This is a genomic window from Zunongwangia sp. SCSIO 43204, assembly GCF_019904275.1.
Classification (GTDB): Bacteria; Bacteroidota; Bacteroidia; order Flavobacteriales; family Flavobacteriaceae; genus Zunongwangia; species Zunongwangia mangrovi.
In genome coordinates, this window is sequence record NZ_CP063204.1 from 623,916 (window position 1) to 642,791 (window position 18,876).

33 protein-coding genes are annotated in these 18,876 nt (G+C 39.1%); 6 read left to right on the forward strand and 27 right to left on the reverse strand.

The window, feature by feature from the left end; genetic code table 11:
- From INR75_RS02815 to INR75_RS02835, 5 genes are all read right to left on the reverse strand, one after another.
- Positions 1–477 (reverse strand): hypothetical protein, encoded by a 477-nt coding sequence (locus tag INR75_RS02815; RefSeq protein WP_223090670.1) that lies wholly within the window; start codon positions 475–477, stop codon positions 1–3.
- Positions 477–908 carry a M15 family metallopeptidase gene (locus INR75_RS02820; protein WP_223090671.1) on the reverse strand — a complete coding sequence of 144 codons (432 nt, stop codon included), beginning with the start codon at positions 906–908 and terminating at the stop codon, positions 477–479. Before INR75_RS02820 ends, INR75_RS02815 begins: the two co-directional genes overlap by 1 nt.
- Positions 908–1,537 carry a PAS domain-containing protein gene (locus INR75_RS02825; RefSeq protein WP_223090672.1) on the reverse strand — a complete coding sequence of 210 codons (630 nt, stop codon included), beginning with the start codon at positions 1,535–1,537 and terminating at the stop codon, positions 908–910. The genes INR75_RS02820 and INR75_RS02825 overlap by 1 nt, the downstream gene beginning before the upstream one ends.
- Before the next feature lie 67 nt (positions 1,538–1,604).
- The gene (locus INR75_RS02830) at positions 1,605–2,723 is read right to left on the reverse strand and encodes a hypothetical protein (RefSeq protein ID WP_255584618.1); all 1,119 of its coding nucleotides are present in this window, start codon (positions 2,721–2,723) and stop codon (positions 1,605–1,607) included.
- A gap of 67 nt (positions 2,724–2,790) precedes the next feature.
- Complete coding sequence (locus INR75_RS02835; protein ID WP_223090673.1) at positions 2,791–3,780, reverse strand: phage protease; 990 nt, start codon at positions 3,778–3,780, stop codon at positions 2,791–2,793.
- 172 nt (positions 3,781–3,952) lie between these two features.
- Here INR75_RS02835 and INR75_RS02840 point away from each other — a divergent pair, with 172 nt between their 5' ends.
- The 6 genes from INR75_RS02840 (at position 3,953) to INR75_RS02865 (ending at position 10,081) form a co-directional block, all read left to right on the forward strand.
- Positions 3,953–4,405, forward strand: coding sequence for a YfeC-like transcriptional regulator (locus INR75_RS02840; protein WP_223090674.1), 453 nt, complete (start codon positions 3,953–3,955; stop codon positions 4,403–4,405).
- The gene (locus tag INR75_RS02845) at positions 4,405–5,910 is read left to right on the forward strand and encodes a hypothetical protein (protein ID WP_255584619.1); all 1,506 of its coding nucleotides are present in this window, start codon (positions 4,405–4,407) and stop codon (positions 5,908–5,910) included. Before INR75_RS02840 ends, INR75_RS02845 begins: the two co-directional genes overlap by 1 nt.
- Positions 5,904–6,347, forward strand: a complete 444-nt coding sequence (locus tag INR75_RS02850) for a phage protein Gp36 family protein (RefSeq protein WP_223090675.1) — start codon at positions 5,904–5,906, stop codon at positions 6,345–6,347. Before INR75_RS02845 ends, INR75_RS02850 begins: the two co-directional genes overlap by 7 nt.
- Positions 6,348–6,379: 32 nt before the next feature.
- The gene (locus INR75_RS02855; protein WP_223090676.1) at positions 6,380–8,998 is read left to right on the forward strand and encodes a DUF935 family protein; all 2,619 of its coding nucleotides are present in this window, start codon (positions 6,380–6,382) and stop codon (positions 8,996–8,998) included.
- 148 nt (positions 8,999–9,146) lie between these two features.
- Complete coding sequence (locus tag INR75_RS02860; protein WP_223090677.1) at positions 9,147–9,650, forward strand: phage virion morphogenesis protein; 504 nt, start codon at positions 9,147–9,149, stop codon at positions 9,648–9,650.
- On the forward strand, positions 9,650–10,081 hold the full coding sequence (locus INR75_RS02865; protein ID WP_223090678.1) for a hypothetical protein: 432 nt from the start codon (positions 9,650–9,652) through the stop codon (positions 10,079–10,081). Before INR75_RS02860 ends, INR75_RS02865 begins: the two co-directional genes overlap by 1 nt.
- Here the strand turns inward: INR75_RS02865 and INR75_RS02870 are convergent.
- From INR75_RS02870 to INR75_RS02970, 22 genes are all read right to left on the reverse strand, one after another.
- Positions 10,068–10,439, reverse strand: a complete 372-nt coding sequence (locus tag INR75_RS02870) for a hypothetical protein (protein ID WP_223090679.1) — start codon at positions 10,437–10,439, stop codon at positions 10,068–10,070. The genes INR75_RS02865 and INR75_RS02870 overlap by 14 nt on opposite strands.
- Positions 10,440–10,507: 68 nt before the next feature.
- Entirely contained in the window at positions 10,508–10,885 is a 378-nt protein-coding gene (locus INR75_RS02875; RefSeq protein ID WP_223090680.1) for a hypothetical protein, read from the reverse strand.
- A 1-nt stretch (position 10,886) separates the two neighbouring features.
- A complete protein-coding gene (locus INR75_RS02880) occupies positions 10,887–11,045 on the reverse strand; it encodes a hypothetical protein (RefSeq protein WP_223090681.1) in 159 nt (52 codons plus the stop codon).
- A 209-nt stretch (positions 11,046–11,254) separates the two neighbouring features.
- Entirely contained in the window at positions 11,255–11,500 is a 246-nt protein-coding gene (locus INR75_RS02885) for a hypothetical protein (protein ID WP_223090682.1), read from the reverse strand.
- Positions 11,460–11,843, reverse strand: a complete 384-nt coding sequence (locus tag INR75_RS02890) for a hypothetical protein (protein ID WP_223090683.1) — start codon at positions 11,841–11,843, stop codon at positions 11,460–11,462. The genes INR75_RS02885 and INR75_RS02890 overlap by 41 nt, the downstream gene beginning before the upstream one ends.
- Positions 11,836–12,297: a MazG-like family protein gene (locus INR75_RS02895; RefSeq protein WP_223090684.1), complete on the reverse strand. Its 462-nt coding sequence runs from the start codon at positions 12,295–12,297 to the stop codon at positions 11,836–11,838. Before INR75_RS02895 ends, INR75_RS02890 begins: the two co-directional genes overlap by 8 nt.
- A 4-nt stretch (positions 12,298–12,301) precedes the next feature.
- Positions 12,302–12,430: a hypothetical protein gene (locus tag INR75_RS20365; RefSeq protein ID WP_255584620.1), complete on the reverse strand. Its 129-nt coding sequence runs from the start codon at positions 12,428–12,430 to the stop codon at positions 12,302–12,304.
- Between the two features lie 157 nt (positions 12,431–12,587).
- Positions 12,588–12,788 carry a hypothetical protein gene (locus INR75_RS02900; protein WP_223090685.1) on the reverse strand — a complete coding sequence of 67 codons (201 nt, stop codon included), beginning with the start codon at positions 12,786–12,788 and terminating at the stop codon, positions 12,588–12,590.
- 5 nt (positions 12,789–12,793) lie between these two features.
- Positions 12,794–13,255 (reverse strand): hypothetical protein, encoded by a 462-nt coding sequence (locus INR75_RS02905; protein WP_223090686.1) that lies wholly within the window; start codon positions 13,253–13,255, stop codon positions 12,794–12,796.
- Positions 13,255–13,578 (reverse strand): DUF4406 domain-containing protein, encoded by a 324-nt coding sequence (locus tag INR75_RS02910; protein WP_223090687.1) that lies wholly within the window; start codon positions 13,576–13,578, stop codon positions 13,255–13,257. The genes INR75_RS02905 and INR75_RS02910 overlap by 1 nt, the downstream gene beginning before the upstream one ends.
- Complete coding sequence (locus INR75_RS02915) at positions 13,575–13,907, reverse strand: hypothetical protein (RefSeq protein WP_223090688.1); 333 nt, start codon at positions 13,905–13,907, stop codon at positions 13,575–13,577. Before INR75_RS02915 ends, INR75_RS02910 begins: the two co-directional genes overlap by 4 nt.
- A gap of 208 nt (positions 13,908–14,115) precedes the next feature.
- Entirely contained in the window at positions 14,116–14,262 is a 147-nt protein-coding gene (locus INR75_RS02920) for a hypothetical protein (RefSeq protein ID WP_223090689.1), read from the reverse strand.
- Complete coding sequence (locus tag INR75_RS02925; protein WP_223090690.1) at positions 14,237–14,659, reverse strand: hypothetical protein; 423 nt, start codon at positions 14,657–14,659, stop codon at positions 14,237–14,239. Before INR75_RS02925 ends, INR75_RS02920 begins: the two co-directional genes overlap by 26 nt.
- Before the next feature lie 46 nt (positions 14,660–14,705).
- Entirely contained in the window at positions 14,706–14,876 is a 171-nt protein-coding gene (locus tag INR75_RS02930) for a hypothetical protein (RefSeq protein ID WP_223090691.1), read from the reverse strand.
- A 358-nt stretch (positions 14,877–15,234) separates the two neighbouring features.
- Positions 15,235–15,426 carry a hypothetical protein gene (locus INR75_RS02935; protein WP_223090692.1) on the reverse strand — a complete coding sequence of 64 codons (192 nt, stop codon included), beginning with the start codon at positions 15,424–15,426 and terminating at the stop codon, positions 15,235–15,237.
- Complete coding sequence (locus INR75_RS02940) at positions 15,401–15,616, reverse strand: hypothetical protein (RefSeq protein WP_223090693.1); 216 nt, start codon at positions 15,614–15,616, stop codon at positions 15,401–15,403. The genes INR75_RS02935 and INR75_RS02940 overlap by 26 nt, the downstream gene beginning before the upstream one ends.
- 2 nt (positions 15,617–15,618) lie before the next feature.
- Complete coding sequence (locus tag INR75_RS02945; protein WP_223090694.1) at positions 15,619–16,308, reverse strand: DUF3164 family protein; 690 nt, start codon at positions 16,306–16,308, stop codon at positions 15,619–15,621.
- Positions 16,295–16,759, reverse strand: a complete 465-nt coding sequence (locus INR75_RS02950; RefSeq protein WP_223090695.1) for a hypothetical protein — start codon at positions 16,757–16,759, stop codon at positions 16,295–16,297. The genes INR75_RS02945 and INR75_RS02950 overlap by 14 nt, the downstream gene beginning before the upstream one ends.
- Before the next feature lie 16 nt (positions 16,760–16,775).
- On the reverse strand, positions 16,776–17,039 hold the full coding sequence (locus INR75_RS02955; RefSeq protein ID WP_223090696.1) for a hypothetical protein: 264 nt from the start codon (positions 17,037–17,039) through the stop codon (positions 16,776–16,778).
- 1 nt (position 17,040) lies between these two features.
- Positions 17,041–17,376 carry a hypothetical protein gene (locus tag INR75_RS02960; protein ID WP_223090697.1) on the reverse strand — a complete coding sequence of 112 codons (336 nt, stop codon included), beginning with the start codon at positions 17,374–17,376 and terminating at the stop codon, positions 17,041–17,043.
- Between the two features lie 2 nt (positions 17,377–17,378).
- Positions 17,379–18,017, reverse strand: a complete 639-nt coding sequence (locus INR75_RS02965) for a DNA repair protein RadA (RefSeq protein WP_223090698.1) — start codon at positions 18,015–18,017, stop codon at positions 17,379–17,381.
- Positions 18,018–18,875, reverse strand: coding sequence for an ATP-binding protein (locus INR75_RS02970; RefSeq protein ID WP_223090699.1), 858 nt, complete (start codon positions 18,873–18,875; stop codon positions 18,018–18,020).
- Position 18,876: the final 1 nt, after the last annotated feature.

Sequence of the window (18,876 nt, forward strand, 5' to 3'; positions counted from 1 at the left end):
TTACAAAAATTTTGGTTTAAAGATTTTGTACGCCACAAAGGCTACAGTAATAAAGACAGCAATCCCACCAATCCAGGCTAAGGCTTTAACTGTCCAGGGTATGTATTTAACTGGTTGCACCGAGTTCTTCTCGGTTAATCGCTGGTGCAATGTGTTAATGATGCTATCCCTTAATTGCAATTGAATTTCAAGAGAATCACACTCTGCAGTGGCATAGATGGTATCATTTTCTGCCCAAAGGCTTACAGTTGCATTACCTTTGTTCGAGGTGATTGGATCCTTTGAATTTACCAGGTCTTTAATAGGCTTAAAAACACCGATTTTATAATAAGGGGTTCTTACAATGGTATCTCGCAATCTTACCGATTTAGTTACTGTTGTACTATCGATGGTAGAAACCGATTCTACAATCGGACGTTTAGATCCGCAGCAACCAATTATCAAGAATGCGATCAATATGTATAAAATTGTCTTCATTAGATCCTGCTTAATTGAAAATGCATTCCATCTGGTCGTGACCAGGTTCCGCCCCAATCAAATCCATTATCAGTAAAACACTTTACTAAAGCCGGACTCATTACCGGAACTTGTCCTAAAGGATTTCTTGCTGCATTAATATCAATAGCGATCGCCCAGGCATGTAAAGACCACGTATTATAGCCTCGCTGTTTACGGATATTGAAACAACCATCCCAGCTTATAATTTCCTGTGTTAAGCAATTGGCAATTACAGCGGCAAATGCTTGTTCCAAAGGCTTTATAAGATCTTTGTTACAGTAGATTCTTTTAGGTATGGTTGGGATTTCGCTAATAATCCAATCAGGAACATTCCACATCGTAAGGTGTGCATATTCCATCGTATTATTTGGAACTCCGTATTTCTGTATGCAATCTTGACTTCGTACCATTATGTTTGTGCTGATGTTGTTTTGTCCTTTATTCGCTTAAAAGCAATGCCGCCAATTCCTATTAGTGTATTTCCTGAAAACCGTGGATATTTTAAGATCTCCCAAACCTCCAGATGTTTACCCAAATTGATTGTTTCCTGGGTTTGGTAAGGTTTTTTTGAACGGGTTACAATTCGATCATTAGCAGCAAAAACTTCTGCAGTTGCCTTCTCCCAAACATCTCTATCTGTTTTACCGATATAATCTGAAGCTTCTTTTCCAAGAGGTTCAAGAAACTGATCTTCATAAGCTTTATTGATTGCGAGCATCGTTCCGTCGACATCCTTTAACCATTGCGGTACCGGGAGATCAAGATGTGCACTTTCCATAATCAAAAGCTTATTGCGTAGCTGCATTACCTCATTTCTAAGCTGCAGTTCAATATGGTTACGCTCACCTTTTTCTTTCTCAAGGTCTTTTTTTAGCTCAGCCATTTCAGAACGAAGCCGCCTATTATCTTCAGTAAAATTGTCAATGACCAGTTGTAAGCCGTCTCGCTTATCTTTTCTATTGCTGATGATCCAGGTTAAAACTCCAAGCAAAACACCACCGCCAAGAAAACTGAGTATATTTTGTAATAGTTCTGGCATCGTGTATTTTTATTAAGGCGGCGACTGCCTTACGGGGCAGCCACCGCCAATCCACTACTATTTATTGTTATGCAGTTTTAGCTTGTTTTAAAAGCGCGATTCCTTCGTAACCGGCTCTTCTTGCTCTTCCTCCAGATCGTACCAGGAAAGAATAGATATCACCATAGTACTGTGGATCTCTTAAGTTCTCGAAAGCTTCAACGCCGCCCATCGCAAATTCTACGGCATCTTTATACCAGAACATAGAAGCTTCATCATCTGTTGCTGCACCTACAGCTCCCGGAGCTTTAATAGTTCCGTCATCCGCTACATAGGCAACCGAGTTTCTGGTCATAATATTCCAGCCCTGAGCTTTTAAAATCACACCTTCACGACGCTCTTTTTCAGTTACATTTTGCATATAAGTAGCGGTCAAAACGCTATCAGCAGGGAACATCGTTGCTAAGTCTGCAGGACTTAAAAGACAGTACATCTGACCTTCAAACCATCTTTTATTTTGGCGGAAATAGGTTTGCATTCTTTGTAGATCTGCAATACTTGCAGCCTTACGGTTTCCTGTTGCTCCTGGAGCAGTTGCGATAACTTCAGCCCCGGTAGTTTGAAGAACGTTACCTGCAGGTAGTGAAGTTGCCCCATAACTTTCGAATACGGGAGAATGTAACCAGTTGTAAATTGTTTCCTCAGCAACCGTTTCTACAATTTTATCACGGTCTTCACCTAAAGCTGAGTTTCTTTTATCGTAAGACAGCTCTTTGGTATCGGCGTTAGGAATAAATACTGGATCTGTAGTGTATTCGTCCAGTAAATAAATTACATCGGTATCATTTCGCTTTCTAACGCTTGCAGGTAGGTTTGTCCTGTTTTTTACAACATTTCCGCTACCTCCAGACTGTGGAATATGAACCGCACGGCTATTGATTACATTATCATCTGCATTGTGCGACATTCTAAGAAAGGTATTATCCTTAAAAATCTCCTGTTCGATATGGTTCTCCCAGATCTGCACCTGGATTGCCATAAAAGCAAGCTTTTTATTTTCAGGGATAAATTTTAAGGCGGTACCGGTGATTGCTCCAATTGCAAAGGAAGCTGCTGCTAGCTCCAAAGTAGGGGCAAAAAATGCCGTAGCTATAAGAAACACAATAAATGCGTTCAAGATTAAATGTAAAGGCTTAAATTGTTTCATGATTGTAAATGTTCGTTTTTTGAATAATGAATGCAGGTGATGTTCCTGGCTTACGTGATGATTTGGGTTATTTATACTCTGTTTTAAATTCCTCCTTAAACTTCTCTTTAAAGCCTTCGAAATTCTCTTCCTTAAGCTGGATAAGTTTTCCTTGTGCATCAAGTTCCTGCCAGCTAAGTTTCATTAGCTCTTTTGCAGCATCGCCTCCTTTACCGGTTTGGCTTGCTACGGTTGGAGCAGGCGTTAAGCTCTCTAAATATGATTTTGCACTATCGTAGTTTGACTCGGCAAGTTTGATCATACTGGCTTTTTGATCGGCTGTGATCTTACGATCTTCTACGGCTTTGTCTACTAAGGCTGTAATCTTAGTACTTTCATCAGCTTTCTTAAGATCATCCAACTCCTTTTTTAGATCGGTTTTCTCTTGTTTAAGGTTTACGATTTCGATTGCCTGGTTATTTGAGGTTGTTACCAGTTTAAGAATTGCCTCATGCGCATCTGCAGCATTGGCTCCTTCATTTAATTTAAGTAGCGGCAATACAGCGTCCGCAGGTAATTCAAGTGATTTCATGGTATTCGATTTAGTTTTAAAAGTCTGTTCAAAATCTGCAAGCTTTACCAGTTCATTTTCCTCATTATATAAGGCTACTCCTAAAGCTTCTTTATTAGATCCGATGTCACATAAACTGCCTTCCTGAATGCTACTATTCCATAGCCATTTATCGGCACCTTCTGTTTTAAATGTCCCTGGTTTCAATCCTGCACTTGCCATTTTGATGGTTCCATTTTCTACTTTATTGTAGATCTTCATGGCGAATGGATCTGATTCATCGAACATCGGAACTCCGGTAATTTTACCATCTTTCACTTCTATATCTGCCCAGTATCCCAGTGGCAGTATTTCATCCGATCGTTCACCTTTGGGACGCTGGTGCATCCATAATAAAAGAGGGTTCTTTCTAAAGTCAGTTAGATCCACACCTTCAGTACGCACACGAAATCCGTGTGAGTTTTTTGCTTCTGTAGAAATGGTAAATCTTTTAGAGCTTTTTTTCATGTTATGATATTCAGTTCATGTAAAATCTTGGAGCAAATTAAAAGCGAAGGAAAGGCTGAAAAAAACAGCTCCCGGCTAAGCACCCTGTAAAGTGGGTGCTTAACCCATAGTTAGCAACCTGCTTAGCAAGAGTCATTTTTTAGATGCTGTATAAGGTGTGCAATTTTGGGGCATGGCAAGAACAGAATCAATGCAGCGGAAGTATGATCATGCAAAGCTGCTCTATACGGTTGAAGGCGTTACGGTACAAAAGGAATTAGCCGAACGTGTGGGAACTACGCCCCAAACAATTAATAAATGGATCAAAGATGAAGCCTGGGAAAACCTTCGGGCAAGTGTGATTATTACTAAAGATGCCGAGCTACATCGGTTCTATATGCAAATCACAGAGCTTAACGACTCCATTATGAATCGCCCTAAAGGGCAACGCTTCGCAAATTCTAAAGAAGCCGATGCCCTGGTGAAACTTACCGGAGCGGTACGCCAGTTGGAGACCGATACTTCTGTAGCCGATACTATCGAGGTGCTTAAAAATTTCATCAATCACATTCGCCAGGATGACTACGAGAAAGCAAAAGAGGTGACCAACCTGGCAGATATATTCATCAAATCGATTATTAAGTAATGCTAAAACCTGCAGATAAAAGAGCGGAATTTGACTGGGATGAGTTTGTCCAGGACATGAACCGGGATGCGCCAATCCAATCAAATGAAACGGAAAGGGAGAAACGAAAACGGGTAACTGAACTGGAGAAAGATCATGAAGCCTGGTTTAAATATTACTTTTCAAAGTTCTACACTTCAGAACCTGCCAGATTTCATATTCGGGCGACCAAAAGAGTAATGGAAAACCCGGAATGGTATGAAGCCCGTCCCTGGTCTCGTGAGCTTTCAAAATCGGGTCGTACGATGATGGAAGTCCTAAAGCTTACGCTTACCGGGAAAAAGAAAAATGTTGTCCTTACCAGTAACTCAAAAGATAATGCCGAACGCCTTTTAAAACCGTATAAAACACTTCTGGAAAAGAATAACCGAATAATCAATGATTACGGTATGCAGGAAAAGCATGGAAGCTGGACAGATAGTGAATTTGTTACGCGTAAGGGTGTGGCATTTCGTGCTATTGGAGCAGGGCAATCCCCTCGTGGTACCAGGAATGAAAACGTGCGTCCGGATGTTCTTTTGATTGATGACTTCGATACTGATGAAGATTGCCGAAACCCCGATACGGTAGACAAAAAGTGGGATTGGTTAGAGCGAGCATTTTATGCTACGAGATCTATTTCTAATCCTTTGCTGGTAATCTTTTGCGGAAACATCATTGCAGAGCATTGCTGCATGAAAAAAGCCATCGAGATTGCCGATTATGCTGAAGTGATCAATATCCGTGATAAAAATGGGAAATCAACATGGATAGAAAAGAATACTGAAGAAATGATTGATCGTGCGCTAAGTAAGATTTCTTACATCTCAGCGCAAGGGGAATATTTCAATAATCCAATTACTAAAGGAAAGGTTTTTGAAAAATTGCACTATGGCAAGATGATGCCGTTAAGCCGCTATAAATTCTTAGTTGCTTATACCGATCCTTCGTATAAAAGTGGAAAGAAAAACGATTATAAAGCCACAACTCTAATCGGTAAGTATAAAGACGAATACCATGTAATAAAAGTATTTTGTGCGCAGACTACAACTGCAGACATGTTGGATTGGCAATACGAGATCTTAAGATATGTAGGTGGTAAGTCTCCGGTTTATTTTTTCATTGAGTGGCCTTGGATCGATGACAGTTTAAAACTGGAGATCCAAAAAGCTAACAAACGCCATAAAATCACTTTACCATTACAGCCGGATCCTCGCGATAAACCTGACAAGTTTTTCAGGATAGAAAGTTCCCTGGAACCACTTAACAGGAATGAAAAATTGATTTTCAATAAGAAGCTAAAAGGAAGTGATCACATGAAAAATATGGAGGATCAATTCCTTGCACTATCTCCCACAAGCCGAGCGCACGATGATGGTCCCGATTCTGTTGAAGGTGGTGTATGGCAAGTGAATAATAAAATTGCCAGTGATACTTCTCAAATTCAAACGATGTCTGGAGGTCGTAAAAATAATAAACGATGGTAAGTCGCCTTGCGGCATTTAATATAAAAATTATGGTAACACCTGAAGATTTTAATACCCACATGTACCCAGAGCTTATCGATGCGATATCTCGTGAAGATGACGAAGTACTTATGGACGCTATTGCCTCGGCTGAAGGACAGGCGATGGGATATTTAAGCCGATTTGATACTGATTTCCTTTTTGGTGCAGAGGAAGGCGACCGGGATCCTACGCTGCTAATGCATGTAAAAGACATCGCAGTTTGGCACTTTATCGCATTGGCTAATGCCAGTACCGATATGGAGCTTCGTAAAACACGCTATGATGATGCACTACGTTGGCTAAAAGACATTCAATCCGGGAAAGTAGTCACTAAATGGAAATTGGCAGAAACTGAACAGGAATCCACAGGAGCTTTTCATGTGAGTAGCGCACCAAAAAGACCCACAAGATGGTAGCCTTTAAATGGCTTTTAAATACAATTTAAACGATGGCTAAAAACAATCATTTGCAATCTAAGAAAAACGTAAAGAAACCGGGAGGAGCACCTCCCGAAATCGTTACGCATAAAATTGAAATACGACCATATAATCGTACCGAGCAGGACATTCCAAAATGGCGTCAGGCGATCCAGAGTGCCGAGTCTCAAATCCCACGTCGTACATTACTTTATAACCTCTATGCCGATGTAGATCTCGATGGACATGTAGAGGCTGTAACCGGGAAAAGAAGGGATCCCGTAAAATCTGCAAAATGGCAATTTGTAGATTCAGATGGAACTCCGGTTGATGCTATTAACGAAGTGATCGATAGCATTGGTTTTGATGATCTACTCGATGAGATTATTAATTCTAAATTTTGGGGCTATTCTATTTTAGAACCAAGATTCTGGCAAGATCAGGATGGATCCTGGGAAATGGATGCCGGACTGATTCATCGGTTAAATTACCGTCCTGAAAATGGTATTGTTGCATTCCAGGCGTATGGGGAAGACGGGATTAATATCCGTGAAGGGATCTATGCCAAAACCATTATGGAAGTGGGGAAAGTAAACGATCTTGGGCTATATATGAAAGCTGCTCCTTATGCGATTTTAAAACGGGGCGGACTTGGAGATTATGCCGCTTTTATTCAGACGTTTGGGAATCCGCTAATCGATGCGATGTGGAACGGCTTCGATGAAAAACAACGTGTACAATTACAGCAAGCTTTAGACAACATTGGTGCAGGCGGTACGATTATACGTCCAGACGGTACCACCATAGAAATCAAAGAAAATAACACCAATGCAACCGGTGATGCGCATGGTAATTTTCTGCGGTTTTTAAATAATGAACTTTCCAAAGCGCTATTAGGAACAACCGAAACAACAGAGAGCAGTTCCAGTTCCGGCTACGCACAATCGGAAACCCATAGTGAACAAGATGAAAATAAACATGAGAACGACCTTACATTTGTTAGAAAGGTGCTAAACTCTCGTTTTATTAAAGTCTTACAATCTTACGGTTTTGATACGCAAGGCGGTCGCTTTATTATCCAGGATGAAAGTAGAGAGCTTAGTACGGAAGAAGCTTTTAATATGCACGTAAGAATGCGACAAGAGTTAGGTTTACCAATCGATGATGATTTTTTCTACGAGAAATACAATGTGCCAAAGCCAGAGAATTATGAACAACTTAAGAAAGAAAAGGAAGCCCAACAACCACCGGAACCGCCTAAACCTGAAAAGCCTAAAAAGGAGGAAGAGGATCCTGCTGAAGTGGAACTGAGCGAAAAAAGTTTCTGGCAAAGACTAAAGGATTTTTTTCGAGTAGCCCCGGCGGAGACGACCGGGGCAGCACATCAAAACTGTGGCGGTCACCACACGATTAAACTCGCAGCTAACGATCGCTTCGATAATGATGCACTGATTCAACGAATTTGGGATGCACGTGGCAAGCTTAATTTTGATGCTGCGCTATTTTATCATACTTCAGGATTGCTTAATAAAGCGTTTAAAGAAGCTTGGGACGATACTTCTAAAATAGACCTGGCAGAGAATCCGGGCTTTATTTATGGTGTAGATGATCCTGCGTTGTTATCTGCGTTCGAGCAGAATTTGTTTCGCTTTACCGGGGCGAAAACATTAGCAGAGATCCAAGAGCTTAACGAGTTATTTCGGCAGGCGAAAAGCTATGATGAATTTTACCGGCAAGCATCTGCTTTGGTCGAGGTGTACAATGGTTCCTGGTTAGAAACGGAGTACACGACCGCTTTACTTACCGGGGAAGCTTCAGCAACGTATAACCGTTTAATCAAGCAGGCTGAACTATTCCCGTACTGGGAATATAAAACTGCAGGTGATGATCATGTGCGGCAATCACACCGCTTATTAGAAGGGTTGATTTTACCGGCTAATGATCCACGATGGCAAAAGATCTTTCCGCCAAATGGATGGAACTGTCGTTGCTATGTGGTGCCAAGAATGCGACACGAATTCGACGAATCTCAATTAGCAGCCATGCGTGCGCGTGCCGATGCTTATCTGGAGTCAACACAATTTAGCAAAGAAAATCAGCAAGGTTGGGGCGTAAATCGAGCCATAGCCGGGGAAGTGTTTACTGCGAATCAACAATACACCCGTAAGTTCCCTGGTAAGGCAGCAAAGGAGCTCAATAAACTAAAAGCTTCAGATTGGGGGCTAAAATCCTATAGCCAGGCAAAAAAAGTAGCTACCGCAGATGCGCCGGAATATTCTGGTACCGCCAATGAATTTTGGGAAGGCTTAGACGAACTCGATGGTAAAAAAGTGGTGAGAGATTATAATGGGCGACCTATGGAATTGAAGCCGGCTAATTACAAGAGGCATACCAGTGACAGCAAAAAGAAACGTGCGCACCGGGTACAACTTTTAGAGGTTTTAAAACAGGGCTTATTAGCTCCAGATGAAGTTTGGATACAGGGAACAGATTTAGATGCTATTCGATACGTAAAATACTATAAAGGGGAAACCTATGCTGTAACCGGACGATTGAAGAATGGAGAATTAGAAGTGTTGACCTGGTACAAGGTGACCGAAAAAAAGGGCATTATAGAAAAGCTAAGGAGCGGACTTTTAGTAAAGCAGTAAAAAGAAACCCCGGAATAAGCTTCCGGGGTTTAATTACGGATTAATATCAAACGACGCTGTCTTTATCAGTCCTTGTTGCTCCCATCATCCGTTAGGTGTTAGCCACTCGTTAACCGCCGTTTTCAACTTCAATACAAATTTAAGTAAAATGGACTATCAAAAACAAATAAATAACTGGTTTTCAAATTGGGAACATCGTTTTGAAGTTGGCGTACCTAATATTGTAGCAGAAACTGCCAGTGAGTTTTTTAAGGAACGGTTTCGCACTCAGGAATGGGATAAGAAACCCTGGCAACCATTAAGCCCAAAATATGCTGCACAAAAAACCCGGGGAAAAGGTAGAATATTAACCAGAACCGGTGCATTAATGGCATCCATCCGTCCAAGCGAAGTACGTGCAGATCGTATTGTGATCTCTGCAGGGAATTCTAAAGTTCCTTATGCCAGGATACATAATGAAGGTTTACAAGTTAAAGGCGTTGCTACAATAAAAGGCTATACCAATCGCAATTTTATGGGCAAGGGCAAGAAGGTGAAAATTAAACCACATACCCGAAATTACACTATTAACATGCCTCAACGTCAATTTATGGGACATAGCCGTTATTTAAACAAACTATTAAGAGATCGATTAATCAAAGCATTTAACTAATGAAAGCAATATTTAAAGAAATTACAGCATTACTGGATGAGATTCCAGTACTAAAATGGGTGGATGAGGATAAAGGACAACTCAACTTTGAAAGACCTCCGGTACTTTTTCCTTGTGCGTTAGTAGAAATCCAGATTAATAAAACGGAAGATCTAAACCGTAATATCCAGAATTGCGATGCGATTATACTGGTTAGATTAGCCTGGAACTTTAATGGAGAAACATCTACAAAGACACCGGAACTTGCCAGGGATAAAAGCCTGCAATATTATGATGATGTAGAAGCGGTGCGACAAAAATTACATGGTTACGAATCCGATCATTTTAACGCGTTGTCCAGGAAACAATTTTACCCGGAAAAACGCCCGGATGCGATAAAGGTTGTCGCGATGCCTTTTGCGTTTAGTTTTAGAGAAACTACTGATAATTAAAAAGGTTTGGACTATCTGTTTTTGTAATGGTTCTTATTCTCCCTGACCAATCGAAAAAAGGATATTTTTTTCGAAGCTCCAAAGCGGTAATTTGTTTGGTCACAAGATTATTGCAATAGCCCTGGCGTTTTTTAAGATAGCCAATGATCGTATCAGGTTCAAGAAAGAATTCAGCGGCAAGATGCAAAAGACAATCATCATAGCGTAGGCGGCAAATGGTGGCGTGATAATAATAGCGGCAAGCCATTGCATCTGTACGCTGATTTAGGTAAGTATTACGCTGGCTACGCTCCCCGGAATCTAAAACTTCCAGAGAATTTGGTACCAAATTATTATACAAACTATTTTTACCTTTCATTATACAGCAAAAATAACGGCTTGCCTTATATAAAGCAAGCCGTTTTTAATTGATGATTGGTTAAGTAATTAAAGTTCTATAAAATAAATCTGTCCTTGGGCTTTTGCAACTTGTTGTGAGTATCCGAATGTAGTATAAAAACCACCATCTTGACTCTCTTTTAGAAGAATAGCATTTCCTCCATTTTTTCTTGCACATTCTTTCAGTTTTTCAATTGCCTTATCACTTCGGTCTTTAATCATCCCTCCGCCGGGGACACTACCTTTACAAATACCGATTTCCACAATTCTTTTAGCATTTTCGGGTAATTCCGTAATTATTGAAACTTTAGCGTCTTCAGGTAATGCGGGCATAACACTTGTTTCATCGAAGCCTGTTTTTATAAACTGAGTAGTTCCGCAACTCAAAGTACTAAATAGAATTATTAAAAGTAATAGTCTTTTCATCTTAGTTAATTTTAGAATCTTTTAATTTTGACAAAGATTCGATTTTTAATTTAAATTCCGGGTTACATTTAGGATCATTACAAATATCTAAAAAGTTTTTACCGCTCCTAGCTAATTTTAGCATTTGTGTTTTCATTTCTTGATCTGAATAATATTCCATATATCTAAATTTGATTTTGAAAGAATAAGAGGATGATATACAATATAGATAAGCCAACAACGCCTGCAAAAAAACCCAATGATATCCATTTTAATTTTCCTTGCTTGACTCCTAATTTATAACCGCAATCAAAGCCTTCTCTAAAAATTTGATTTCTCATTTTATAAAATTAAAGGTTATTGAAATATTGTCCTTACGTCTTTCCGTAATTAATCTGGTGGATTCATAGCAAATCTTGCTTTCGCTCTGCACCAGGTGTCGCAATAGTTGGGATCTCCACATCTGCAAGGCGGAAGATTATGGCAGATCTCCGCCTCTGCCATAGTCTCTTCCCAAAACTCCATGATGTTTTCTATATTATAACCTAGAGCCAGTAACTGCTTATTAAGCTCGGTTACTTCAGCTTTGATTTGCTTAAGGCTTTTTTGTTTTGGTTTTCTGTTGAATATTCCCATAATTACCTACTTTTATTATTCGACCTATTTCTATGATTTGATCGTGTTTATATACATTTACTTGTAAGCCATTTGAAAAGGTCTCTTCGAAGGGATGGATGTTTTCTAAATGTCCTTTGAATTCAGCGATGAAAAAAGGGCTATTTTTCCCATACCCGTTCCGGATCTCTATAGTTTCATACTCCTTTTTAGCGTATACAGGAATGCCTCTTAATTCGTCTACCTTTTTCCAAAGGCGAGACATTATCCACTTTGATTTTCTTCGATATTCCTCCGTTTTTTCCCCGGTAACCATCACTTCAAAAGCTTTGGCGTGTACGGTAAGTTTTAAAGTTTTATTCATTAGTCTCGATTTCTCCCTTTCTCACCAGATCATCAAATTCAGCTTTCATTATTGGTGCAAGCTCTTTATAACATTCCTGGCAGAAATAATTGCAGTCATCATCTGCTGCCATTCCTTCAAGTTCAAACCGTTGTTCACAGCTGGTACAAATCGTTGGGCAATCGAAATAATGATTATCTAAATCTTGAATAAAAGCCATTGCTACAGCAGCTACCTGAACCAGTTCTGCCCGCATATTTTCTAAGACTCTTGTTATTTCCTTGGAATCGTTAAAAGTAAAAGTATAATTAATGCCTTCTTGATTTACTTCGCCAACTTCTTCGCCCAAAATCATTAACCACTCCGCTGGATGGTGTTTTCGGTTTGCACCAAACTTTTTATCCTGACGAATACGCTCATTGATGCAATCATTGATGATTTCTTTGTGTGCTTTCTTATAATTTTTTACATCCATACTTTTACTCTTCAAATCCTACATCGGTCATCGTTAAACCTTCCTTTTCACTTAGCCATTCAGAGAATGCAAACCATTGTCTGGTTTCATTTAGATAGCTATCAAATAATTGAATTAATTCGTCTTTTTCCATGATTATAAAATTTTGATGTTTACTATATGATTAGATACCTTATTAATATCTGTTTCCTTTTCTACTTCTATGATTTTGGATTTCTCTACCCAGTAATCATCTAACAATGGGTGTCCACCGTCTATCAACTCTTTATATATGACTAATGCTTTAATCATTACAATTCTTCATCATACCCAACAATGCAATAAAAATCAGGATTGTCACATTTAGGACAAACCTGCTCTTTGATACCGTATTCGATATCGGTATAAACATCTTTCTTATCTTCGTGGTTACCTTGCCATTCGCATTCGGTACATTCAAAAGCTAGAATTTCCTTACCATCATTTGACTTCTTGTAAATTGGTTTTTTCATGATATTTATATTGCTGATCTATATTCATTCTCGTAATATTCCTGGTTTAAGTACGTAGTAGCATGAGCTTTTTGAATACCAGGGTTTCGGCTCAAATAATTATCATAATCCTTTATGCCCAGCAGCGCTTTTATCTTTCTTGCTCTACTCATTTTATTCCAGGTGTTTTCTGCCATCTTCTTTTTGCCGATCTTATGATTGTAAGCATTCCAAAAAGCTGTAAAACTCAGGTCAGGTTCTCCGACAACTATCTCAAACTCGCTTTTTTTTGCACTCATCCAGACCTCCTTCATAATGGTCTGGCTTGTGGGAAATTTTTGCTCTGTAAACAGGAAGTTTAACTGGGAAGGACTTAGCGGTTTATCATCTACTTTAAAGGATCTTAAATTACCTTTTAAATCGTATTTAAACTCCCATAAAATTCTGGCTTTTTTATGCTTTACAGTATATGTTGTGCATTGTTCCATTACTGCAGTTCTTTTTTTAGGTTCTCCAGTTCTGCATACATTGGAATGTTTAGATTTGCTGCCAGGGAACATTCTAAACCGGCTCCTTTGCTATTTTCGGCACATGGTAATACATAGATGGCATCACACCCCATTAATGCTTTTATACATTTGCGCATTGCCTGTTCCCGGGTTACTTTAAAGCTGCCAACTACTTCTAACGGATTAACAGGCTGCAATCCTAATTTTTGAATACTTGATTTTGCATTTTCGAACTTTAAGGTACAATCGATAGGATGTTCTCCAGTAACCTTTCCGGCGATATAGATTTTCTTCTTTTTCATATTGTCTTTTCGTTTATTTTGTTAATCATGCTTTGCTGTAGCGTTTTGTAGTAGGGATTATCTTCCTCTGCAATTAGTTCCATTAAGATCTCTTCTAATGCCCAGGCTTCATGATATTTTAAGGTGATCTTTATGGCTTTATCTGAAAATAGATCTGCTTTCTTAATTAAGTTCTTGTGCTTCTTATCAAGCTTATCAGCAAGATCGAAACCAATACTCTTGTAAACATTCTCACGTTTATCTGTACTTACCGGAAGATCATATACCTTTTGGAGCAATTTATTTACAGCAATCAGTGTATCGGGCTTTAGCTTTAATTCAACTTTCATAAACTCGATTTTTCTTTGATTTTATAGTCTTTTATCTGCTTTTGGCTATCCTTAGTCATCATTATTTCAATCTCTCGATTTTGGGCGTTTAAATGGGTAATTTCAGCCGATAGCTTGATACTGTCTTCCAGTGTTTCACACTCCGGGAGAAAAGCCACGTAATTTTCGATTAAACGGCTATTCAATCTATATTTCGACTGGTAGTTCATTAACAATCGGTTTCAGGTTCCTCTAAATATTCACCGCATATCGGGCAGGCTAATACGGTGATCTCACAGTTACAATTGCCACCAATTACCCGAATTACAGGTTCGCCAGGATGATCACATTTAAACTCTAGCTTTTTTCTTTGCATTACTTACTACCATATTTTCTAAGGCAACTATAATTTTACTGGTCTCTTCAGGACTCATATTTTGCAAAGGCATAACAACCGGGCTTTTTTTACTTTTAAGCCAATTGGATAACCTTCCCATATCAGCTATTTCCTTTCCGGTTGCCGGTACTATTTTTGTCCATCCAATTTGCCTTAATAGCGAAAGAATGTAGAGATGCCGTTGAGAATTACTATCGAAAACTGCCCAATTTTGGGTAAGGGATCTTATAAGCTTTGTTGCCTGGCTCATGCTTAGATCTGCAGCTTCAGTTTTAGTTTGGTCTCCGGTGGTATGCTGTACATGAAAAGCTTCGTTTTCTTTATTGTATTGGAACAATCTATACAGCTGTTTACGTTGTGATGCTTGTGCTTTCATAATATTAGGTTTAAGACTTATTTTGCGTAAATATTAGTTCTGTAGCTTATTTTTTCAAGTCCTGAAGTTCTACTAAGTATGCATTGATTTCATTGAAAAACTGCTCTACATTTTTTTGCTGCCTTTTATTTTTCTTGGATCTTGCCCTATTTGCAGCTTCTTTTGCATCTTCTGAAATGCGCTTAGTTTCTTGTATTAATTCTTGAAGTTTTGACATAACCTTAATTTTTGTTCCCACGGCAGGATTCGAACCTGCAACAAACGATGTTCTTATGTAATGCTCACTTAATTTTCGGACATTGGGCTATACGTCTATAACCTTCACGTCAATTCGTTTTCGTTGGGCTTTGCCTACTTCTTAAGTGCGTCTACCAATTCCGCCACGTGGGAGTGTACTGTGATATCGCTCACAGTGGGCGGCATTTACAAACCTTATGGACTATGATGCTTACCTGGTTTTATCCTTTGACCTTTATCGTCGACAAAAATTTTAAGGGCTATCGAGAGATAAAGGCAGGTTTGTCGTTGTCAACCCATGCAGGGCTTTTCGTTATCCGAACACCAACCCATCTATTTTAAGTTTTATATGTTGCGGTGAGCGGTTGGCTCAACATTTTGTCTGTTTTCAAGTATTCGCCAAAGAACTTCTCTTCAATTGGATTCAGTTCCGGCTTAGCGATCCAGCTTCCGTCCATATCCTGGCGAACGTGTTTGCCATTCACCAGGAACTGGTCACCGTCTTTATGAGGATGGATGTGTACTTTCATCTGCAGGTTCTTTTTTAGGGATTTCTTCTACATATTCTACCACATCAACTTTATCTACCAATAAGATGATAAATGGAATAAAATAAAGCGGTTTCTCACTTTCTAAGGCTAAGGCTACTATACACAACAATCCCATATAGAACATACCTAAGCCAACTTTTACCCACACGATTGGATTTAGATCTTTCATAATTACAGCTCTTTTTTATGGTTATCGAAATAGGGAAGTGAAGTACCTTCCTGAAACTCTACCGAGCTTATAGAAAGCGGTATGTTTTGATCTTTGCCCTGAGCATCTTTATAAGATGCCTCTATAAAAAAGCAGCTTGCTACCGGCTTATAGGCTTTTTTAATGATCTCTACACCGTCTGTAAAATCGGCATCATCAAACTCCAGCGTTAACTTATCCAGTTCTATTACCCGGTTAGACTTTAAGTTCCCTTTAGCATCCTTTTTAAGTAACTGATTGATGGTCTTTACTAATTTTGCGGAGTTCTCATCCCTTGCCAGACTTTCAATAAATTTATTCACTTTGGCAATCCCAGATCCTACGGTATCATCCCAGCCATCATTCACTCGATACCCCAGCGTAATTTTGTCACCATTCTCTGTGGAGAACGTATGCGATTGCTGTTCGTCTTTGATACCGTAGGCTTTATCTTTTAACTCGAGTAAACTTGTCACGCCTTTAAACACTTCAGTTTTGATATCCTGAAGGAAGTAGCTGGCGTTTTTAAGCTGCGTTAATAATCCTGGTACCGTTTCGTGAGAAAGTTCTTTATATGCTTTACGGTCTGCCTGTCGTACTTCCTCGCGGCGTTTCATTTCTGCCTTTAGTTCGGCATCGGTCATTTGTCCTATTGGCTTATTAATGGTCTCCATTTGACATAAATTTTTGCATAGCAGTTAAGAAGTTACCTGCTTGATTAATAGTGTATTTTTTAAATTGCTTTTCGGCTGTAGTTCCATTTTCTTCAAAGCCATCAATTAATGCTTCTACGAAACATCCGTTAATCTTTGTTACCTGTGATATGCCCAGATCACCATCATCATTTAATTTTAGTTGAACTAAGATTTGGTTATCATCGATCGAGTATATCTTACAGAAATGATTATCTGGAATTATGTGCCTGTTATTATTAAGTAGTTCTGCAATGTGATTGGCTCTATTTTTGGTGCGATCTTTTGCATCTTTTCCACCAAATGGAACCATTACAACCGCTAGAGGGGTTTCAGCTTCATCATCTGTTTTAATTACGTATTGTCCGTTACCACTCCATCCTAATGGATCATAGGTTGTCTTATACCTTTTGTATTTAAATAGATCTTTCATTTTTCTATCGTTTTAATTAATATTTAAATTCTTTCTTTTCCCAATTGGTGTTTTGGATGACCCGGAGAATATGCTTTACTTTTTCGTTATTAGGTGTGGGAATATCAACTACAGCTATTTCTGAAGGGATCCCCTCTTCTAATTCGCTAAGTACTTTCATAAGCTTAGCGATGTGTTGATGTAACATTATTCGCTGACCAACAGTAAGCCCTCCATTTTCATGTGACCAGGCGATTACATCTCTTAAGTCCTCGATTTCATTAAGTAAATCTTCTTTCATTTTAATTGTATTGTGGTGTTATCGGTTTTTGTTTTCTCGCGGCTCTTAGCAGTGATCTTGAAAACAAGTGATCTACTTTAGTTACATGCTCTTGATGGTAGGCTCTAAGTACAAATCGATCTGCCTTGCCAAAAAAATCAATGGCACGTTTAGAGAATTTCCATTCCTGCTTTTGATATTGCTCCAGCCACCAGGCAAATAATGCAGCGTTGGCTATTAGCTTTTGTACGTCTACATCATCAAATCCATGACGGGTACACCATTTGTGATAGTGGTTTATCACCATCTTTTCGTAAGTTCCCGGAGCCATCTCCAGTAATTCTTGTATTAGTTTCATAGTTATAGTGGATCGTGATATTCTTTTGCGCCTTCCTCCCAAATGGTATAAGGCTCTGTCAATTTTCCGCGGCTTGTACGGCTTTTAGAATAGGCTCTGTAGCCTTGTACAAAAACTTTTTGATCTGCATGGAACATTATAGCTTCAGCCAATGCTCCTAAAGGTCTTTTTCCTCTTCCGTGCGAATTCCATAGAATCAAGTGTGATTGCCCAAACTCTTCATCTATTTCCCAAAAATCTTTTTTAGTAAGAAATGTATACTGCACACTATCCATTACAAGTATTTTCGCGGATTTATGGCGGCGTAAACGCTCTTTAACCTGATCAATAGGAAGTTTATTAAGAATTTTAAAGGTTCCTTTTCGACACTCATTCATTCTATTTCCCTCAACAGCCATTTGCATACTCAGGCGAGCACCTTCCTCTAAGGTGTTATATTCCACCTTTTCGTATTTTGTAAGTTCCTTTACTAATTGCATAATTAGTGTTGTTTTACCGTGACCGGATTCGCCATAAAAAAACCAGTGTCCAGTCCTTTCTGGTGTACCCAATAGATCTTTGAATTTGCCTTCTAATGGAAAGACCTTAAATTTTTTCTTTAACAGTTCATCAACCGATACCGCTCGTTTGATTTTTGCCATTTATGCCGTTAGTTTTATTTCTGGTTGGCGTGATATATGGTATTTCTGTATTTCGCGTCGTACACGCCTTAGATCGCCGCCACAGGTATCGTAAATTGTCTGAATGATATTAGGATCTTCCACACTATTAACTTTGCATATCTCTGCCACATCTGTTTTTCGAACAGGATCCAGGCTTATATATTTAGAACCGAATCTGCTGTAGATCTCATCAAACCCAACTTTTTTACGCTGGCGACCTTTATCGATTCTTTTTTCCAAAGCTTTTACTCCGCTAAGAATGATTCCCAGGTGACCTTCGTGATCATTATAGAACTCCATAAAGAGGTCTAATTGAGGATCCTTAAGTTTATCTGCCTGATCTAGAATTAAAAGAGGGCGATTCAATTTTTTAATTTCTTCATTGAAGGTCTCCAGCATTTCTTCTGTAGTTCCTACGGGCGATACTCCCATAACAATTAGCAGATTCTTTAAGAAGCTCTTTTTACTCCAACTCGCTTTGCACTCCAGATGGATTACTTCGTTATTTTGACGGTCGTAAAATTTAAAACCGTTAGACTTTCCTTTTCCAGCAGAATCACTTATACAAATAGCCAAACTTTGTTGCTGGGCATTGTGGCAAAAGCTATACACTTCTTTCAGGTTACTTGTAATGGCTACGTTCCAGTTTAGATCGATGCGAAGGTTGTTTTTAACCTTACGGAACATGTTATCTGAAATGTTTGTCCAGTTCCCTGCAATCATTTGGCTAATCGTGGCACTGGATACCTGAGCTTTACCTGCTATAACACGCTGGCTAAGCTTTTCTGAAAGCCAGGTTACTTCTTTTACAATTGCGGTTTTTAGTGAATTTTCCATA

Excerpts from the sequence above, each read along its gene's own strand:
- INR75_RS02815 (WP_223090670.1), bottom strand. The coding sequence starts at position 477 with ATGAAGACAATTTTATACATATTGATCGCATTCTTGATAATTGGTTGC.
- INR75_RS02820 (WP_223090671.1), bottom strand. The coding sequence starts at position 908 with ATGGTACGAAGTCAAGATTGCATACAGAAATACGGAGTTCCAAATAAT.
- INR75_RS02825 (WP_223090672.1), bottom strand. The coding sequence starts at position 1,537 with ATGCCAGAACTATTACAAAATATACTCAGTTTTCTTGGCGGTGGTGTT.
- INR75_RS02830 (WP_255584618.1), bottom strand. The coding sequence starts at position 2,723 with ATGAAACAATTTAAGCCTTTACATTTAATCTTGAACGCATTTATTGTG.
- INR75_RS02835 (WP_223090673.1), bottom strand. The coding sequence starts at position 3,780 with ATGAAAAAAAGCTCTAAAAGATTTACCATTTCTACAGAAGCAAAAAAC.
- INR75_RS02840 (WP_223090674.1), top strand. The coding sequence starts at position 3,953 with ATGGCAAGAACAGAATCAATGCAGCGGAAGTATGATCATGCAAAGCTG.
- INR75_RS02845 (WP_255584619.1), top strand. The coding sequence starts at position 4,405 with ATGCTAAAACCTGCAGATAAAAGAGCGGAATTTGACTGGGATGAGTTT.
- INR75_RS02850 (WP_223090675.1), top strand. The coding sequence starts at position 5,904 with ATGGTAAGTCGCCTTGCGGCATTTAATATAAAAATTATGGTAACACCT.
- INR75_RS02855 (WP_223090676.1), top strand. The coding sequence starts at position 6,380 with ATGGCTAAAAACAATCATTTGCAATCTAAGAAAAACGTAAAGAAACCG.
- INR75_RS02860 (WP_223090677.1), top strand. The coding sequence starts at position 9,147 with ATGGACTATCAAAAACAAATAAATAACTGGTTTTCAAATTGGGAACAT.
- INR75_RS02865 (WP_223090678.1), top strand. The coding sequence starts at position 9,650 with ATGAAAGCAATATTTAAAGAAATTACAGCATTACTGGATGAGATTCCA.
- INR75_RS02870 (WP_223090679.1), bottom strand. The coding sequence starts at position 10,439 with ATGAAAGGTAAAAATAGTTTGTATAATAATTTGGTACCAAATTCTCTG.
- INR75_RS02875 (WP_223090680.1), bottom strand. The coding sequence starts at position 10,885 with ATGAAAAGACTATTACTTTTAATAATTCTATTTAGTACTTTGAGTTGC.
- INR75_RS02880 (WP_223090681.1), bottom strand. The coding sequence starts at position 11,045 with ATGGAATATTATTCAGATCAAGAAATGAAAACACAAATGCTAAAATTA.
- INR75_RS02885 (WP_223090682.1), bottom strand. The coding sequence starts at position 11,500 with ATGGGAATATTCAACAGAAAACCAAAACAAAAAAGCCTTAAGCAAATC.
- INR75_RS02890 (WP_223090683.1), bottom strand. The coding sequence starts at position 11,843 with ATGAATAAAACTTTAAAACTTACCGTACACGCCAAAGCTTTTGAAGTG.
- INR75_RS02895 (WP_223090684.1), bottom strand. The coding sequence starts at position 12,297 with ATGGATGTAAAAAATTATAAGAAAGCACACAAAGAAATCATCAATGAT.
- INR75_RS20365 (WP_255584620.1), bottom strand. The coding sequence starts at position 12,430 with ATGGAAAAAGACGAATTAATTCAATTATTTGATAGCTATCTAAATGAA.
- INR75_RS02900 (WP_223090685.1), bottom strand. The coding sequence starts at position 12,788 with ATGAAAAAACCAATTTACAAGAAGTCAAATGATGGTAAGGAAATTCTA.
- INR75_RS02905 (WP_223090686.1), bottom strand. The coding sequence starts at position 13,255 with ATGGAACAATGCACAACATATACTGTAAAGCATAAAAAAGCCAGAATT.
- INR75_RS02910 (WP_223090687.1), bottom strand. The coding sequence starts at position 13,578 with ATGAAAAAGAAGAAAATCTATATCGCCGGAAAGGTTACTGGAGAACAT.
- INR75_RS02915 (WP_223090688.1), bottom strand. The coding sequence starts at position 13,907 with ATGAAAGTTGAATTAAAGCTAAAGCCCGATACACTGATTGCTGTAAAT.
- INR75_RS02920 (WP_223090689.1), bottom strand. The coding sequence starts at position 14,262 with ATGCAAAGAAAAAAGCTAGAGTTTAAATGTGATCATCCTGGCGAACCT.
- INR75_RS02925 (WP_223090690.1), bottom strand. The coding sequence starts at position 14,659 with ATGAAAGCACAAGCATCACAACGTAAACAGCTGTATAGATTGTTCCAA.
- INR75_RS02930 (WP_223090691.1), bottom strand. The coding sequence starts at position 14,876 with ATGTCAAAACTTCAAGAATTAATACAAGAAACTAAGCGCATTTCAGAA.
- INR75_RS02935 (WP_223090692.1), bottom strand. The coding sequence starts at position 15,426 with ATGAAAGTACACATCCATCCTCATAAAGACGGTGACCAGTTCCTGGTG.
- INR75_RS02940 (WP_223090693.1), bottom strand. The coding sequence starts at position 15,616 with ATGAAAGATCTAAATCCAATCGTGTGGGTAAAAGTTGGCTTAGGTATG.
- INR75_RS02945 (WP_223090694.1), bottom strand. The coding sequence starts at position 16,308 with ATGGAGACCATTAATAAGCCAATAGGACAAATGACCGATGCCGAACTA.
- INR75_RS02950 (WP_223090695.1), bottom strand. The coding sequence starts at position 16,759 with ATGAAAGATCTATTTAAATACAAAAGGTATAAGACAACCTATGATCCA.
- INR75_RS02955 (WP_223090696.1), bottom strand. The coding sequence starts at position 17,039 with ATGAAAGAAGATTTACTTAATGAAATCGAGGACTTAAGAGATGTAATC.
- INR75_RS02960 (WP_223090697.1), bottom strand. The coding sequence starts at position 17,376 with ATGAAACTAATACAAGAATTACTGGAGATGGCTCCGGGAACTTACGAA.
- INR75_RS02965 (WP_223090698.1), bottom strand. The coding sequence starts at position 18,017 with ATGGCAAAAATCAAACGAGCGGTATCGGTTGATGAACTGTTAAAGAAA.
- INR75_RS02970 (WP_223090699.1), bottom strand. The coding sequence starts at position 18,875 with ATGGAAAATTCACTAAAAACCGCAATTGTAAAAGAAGTAACCTGGCTT.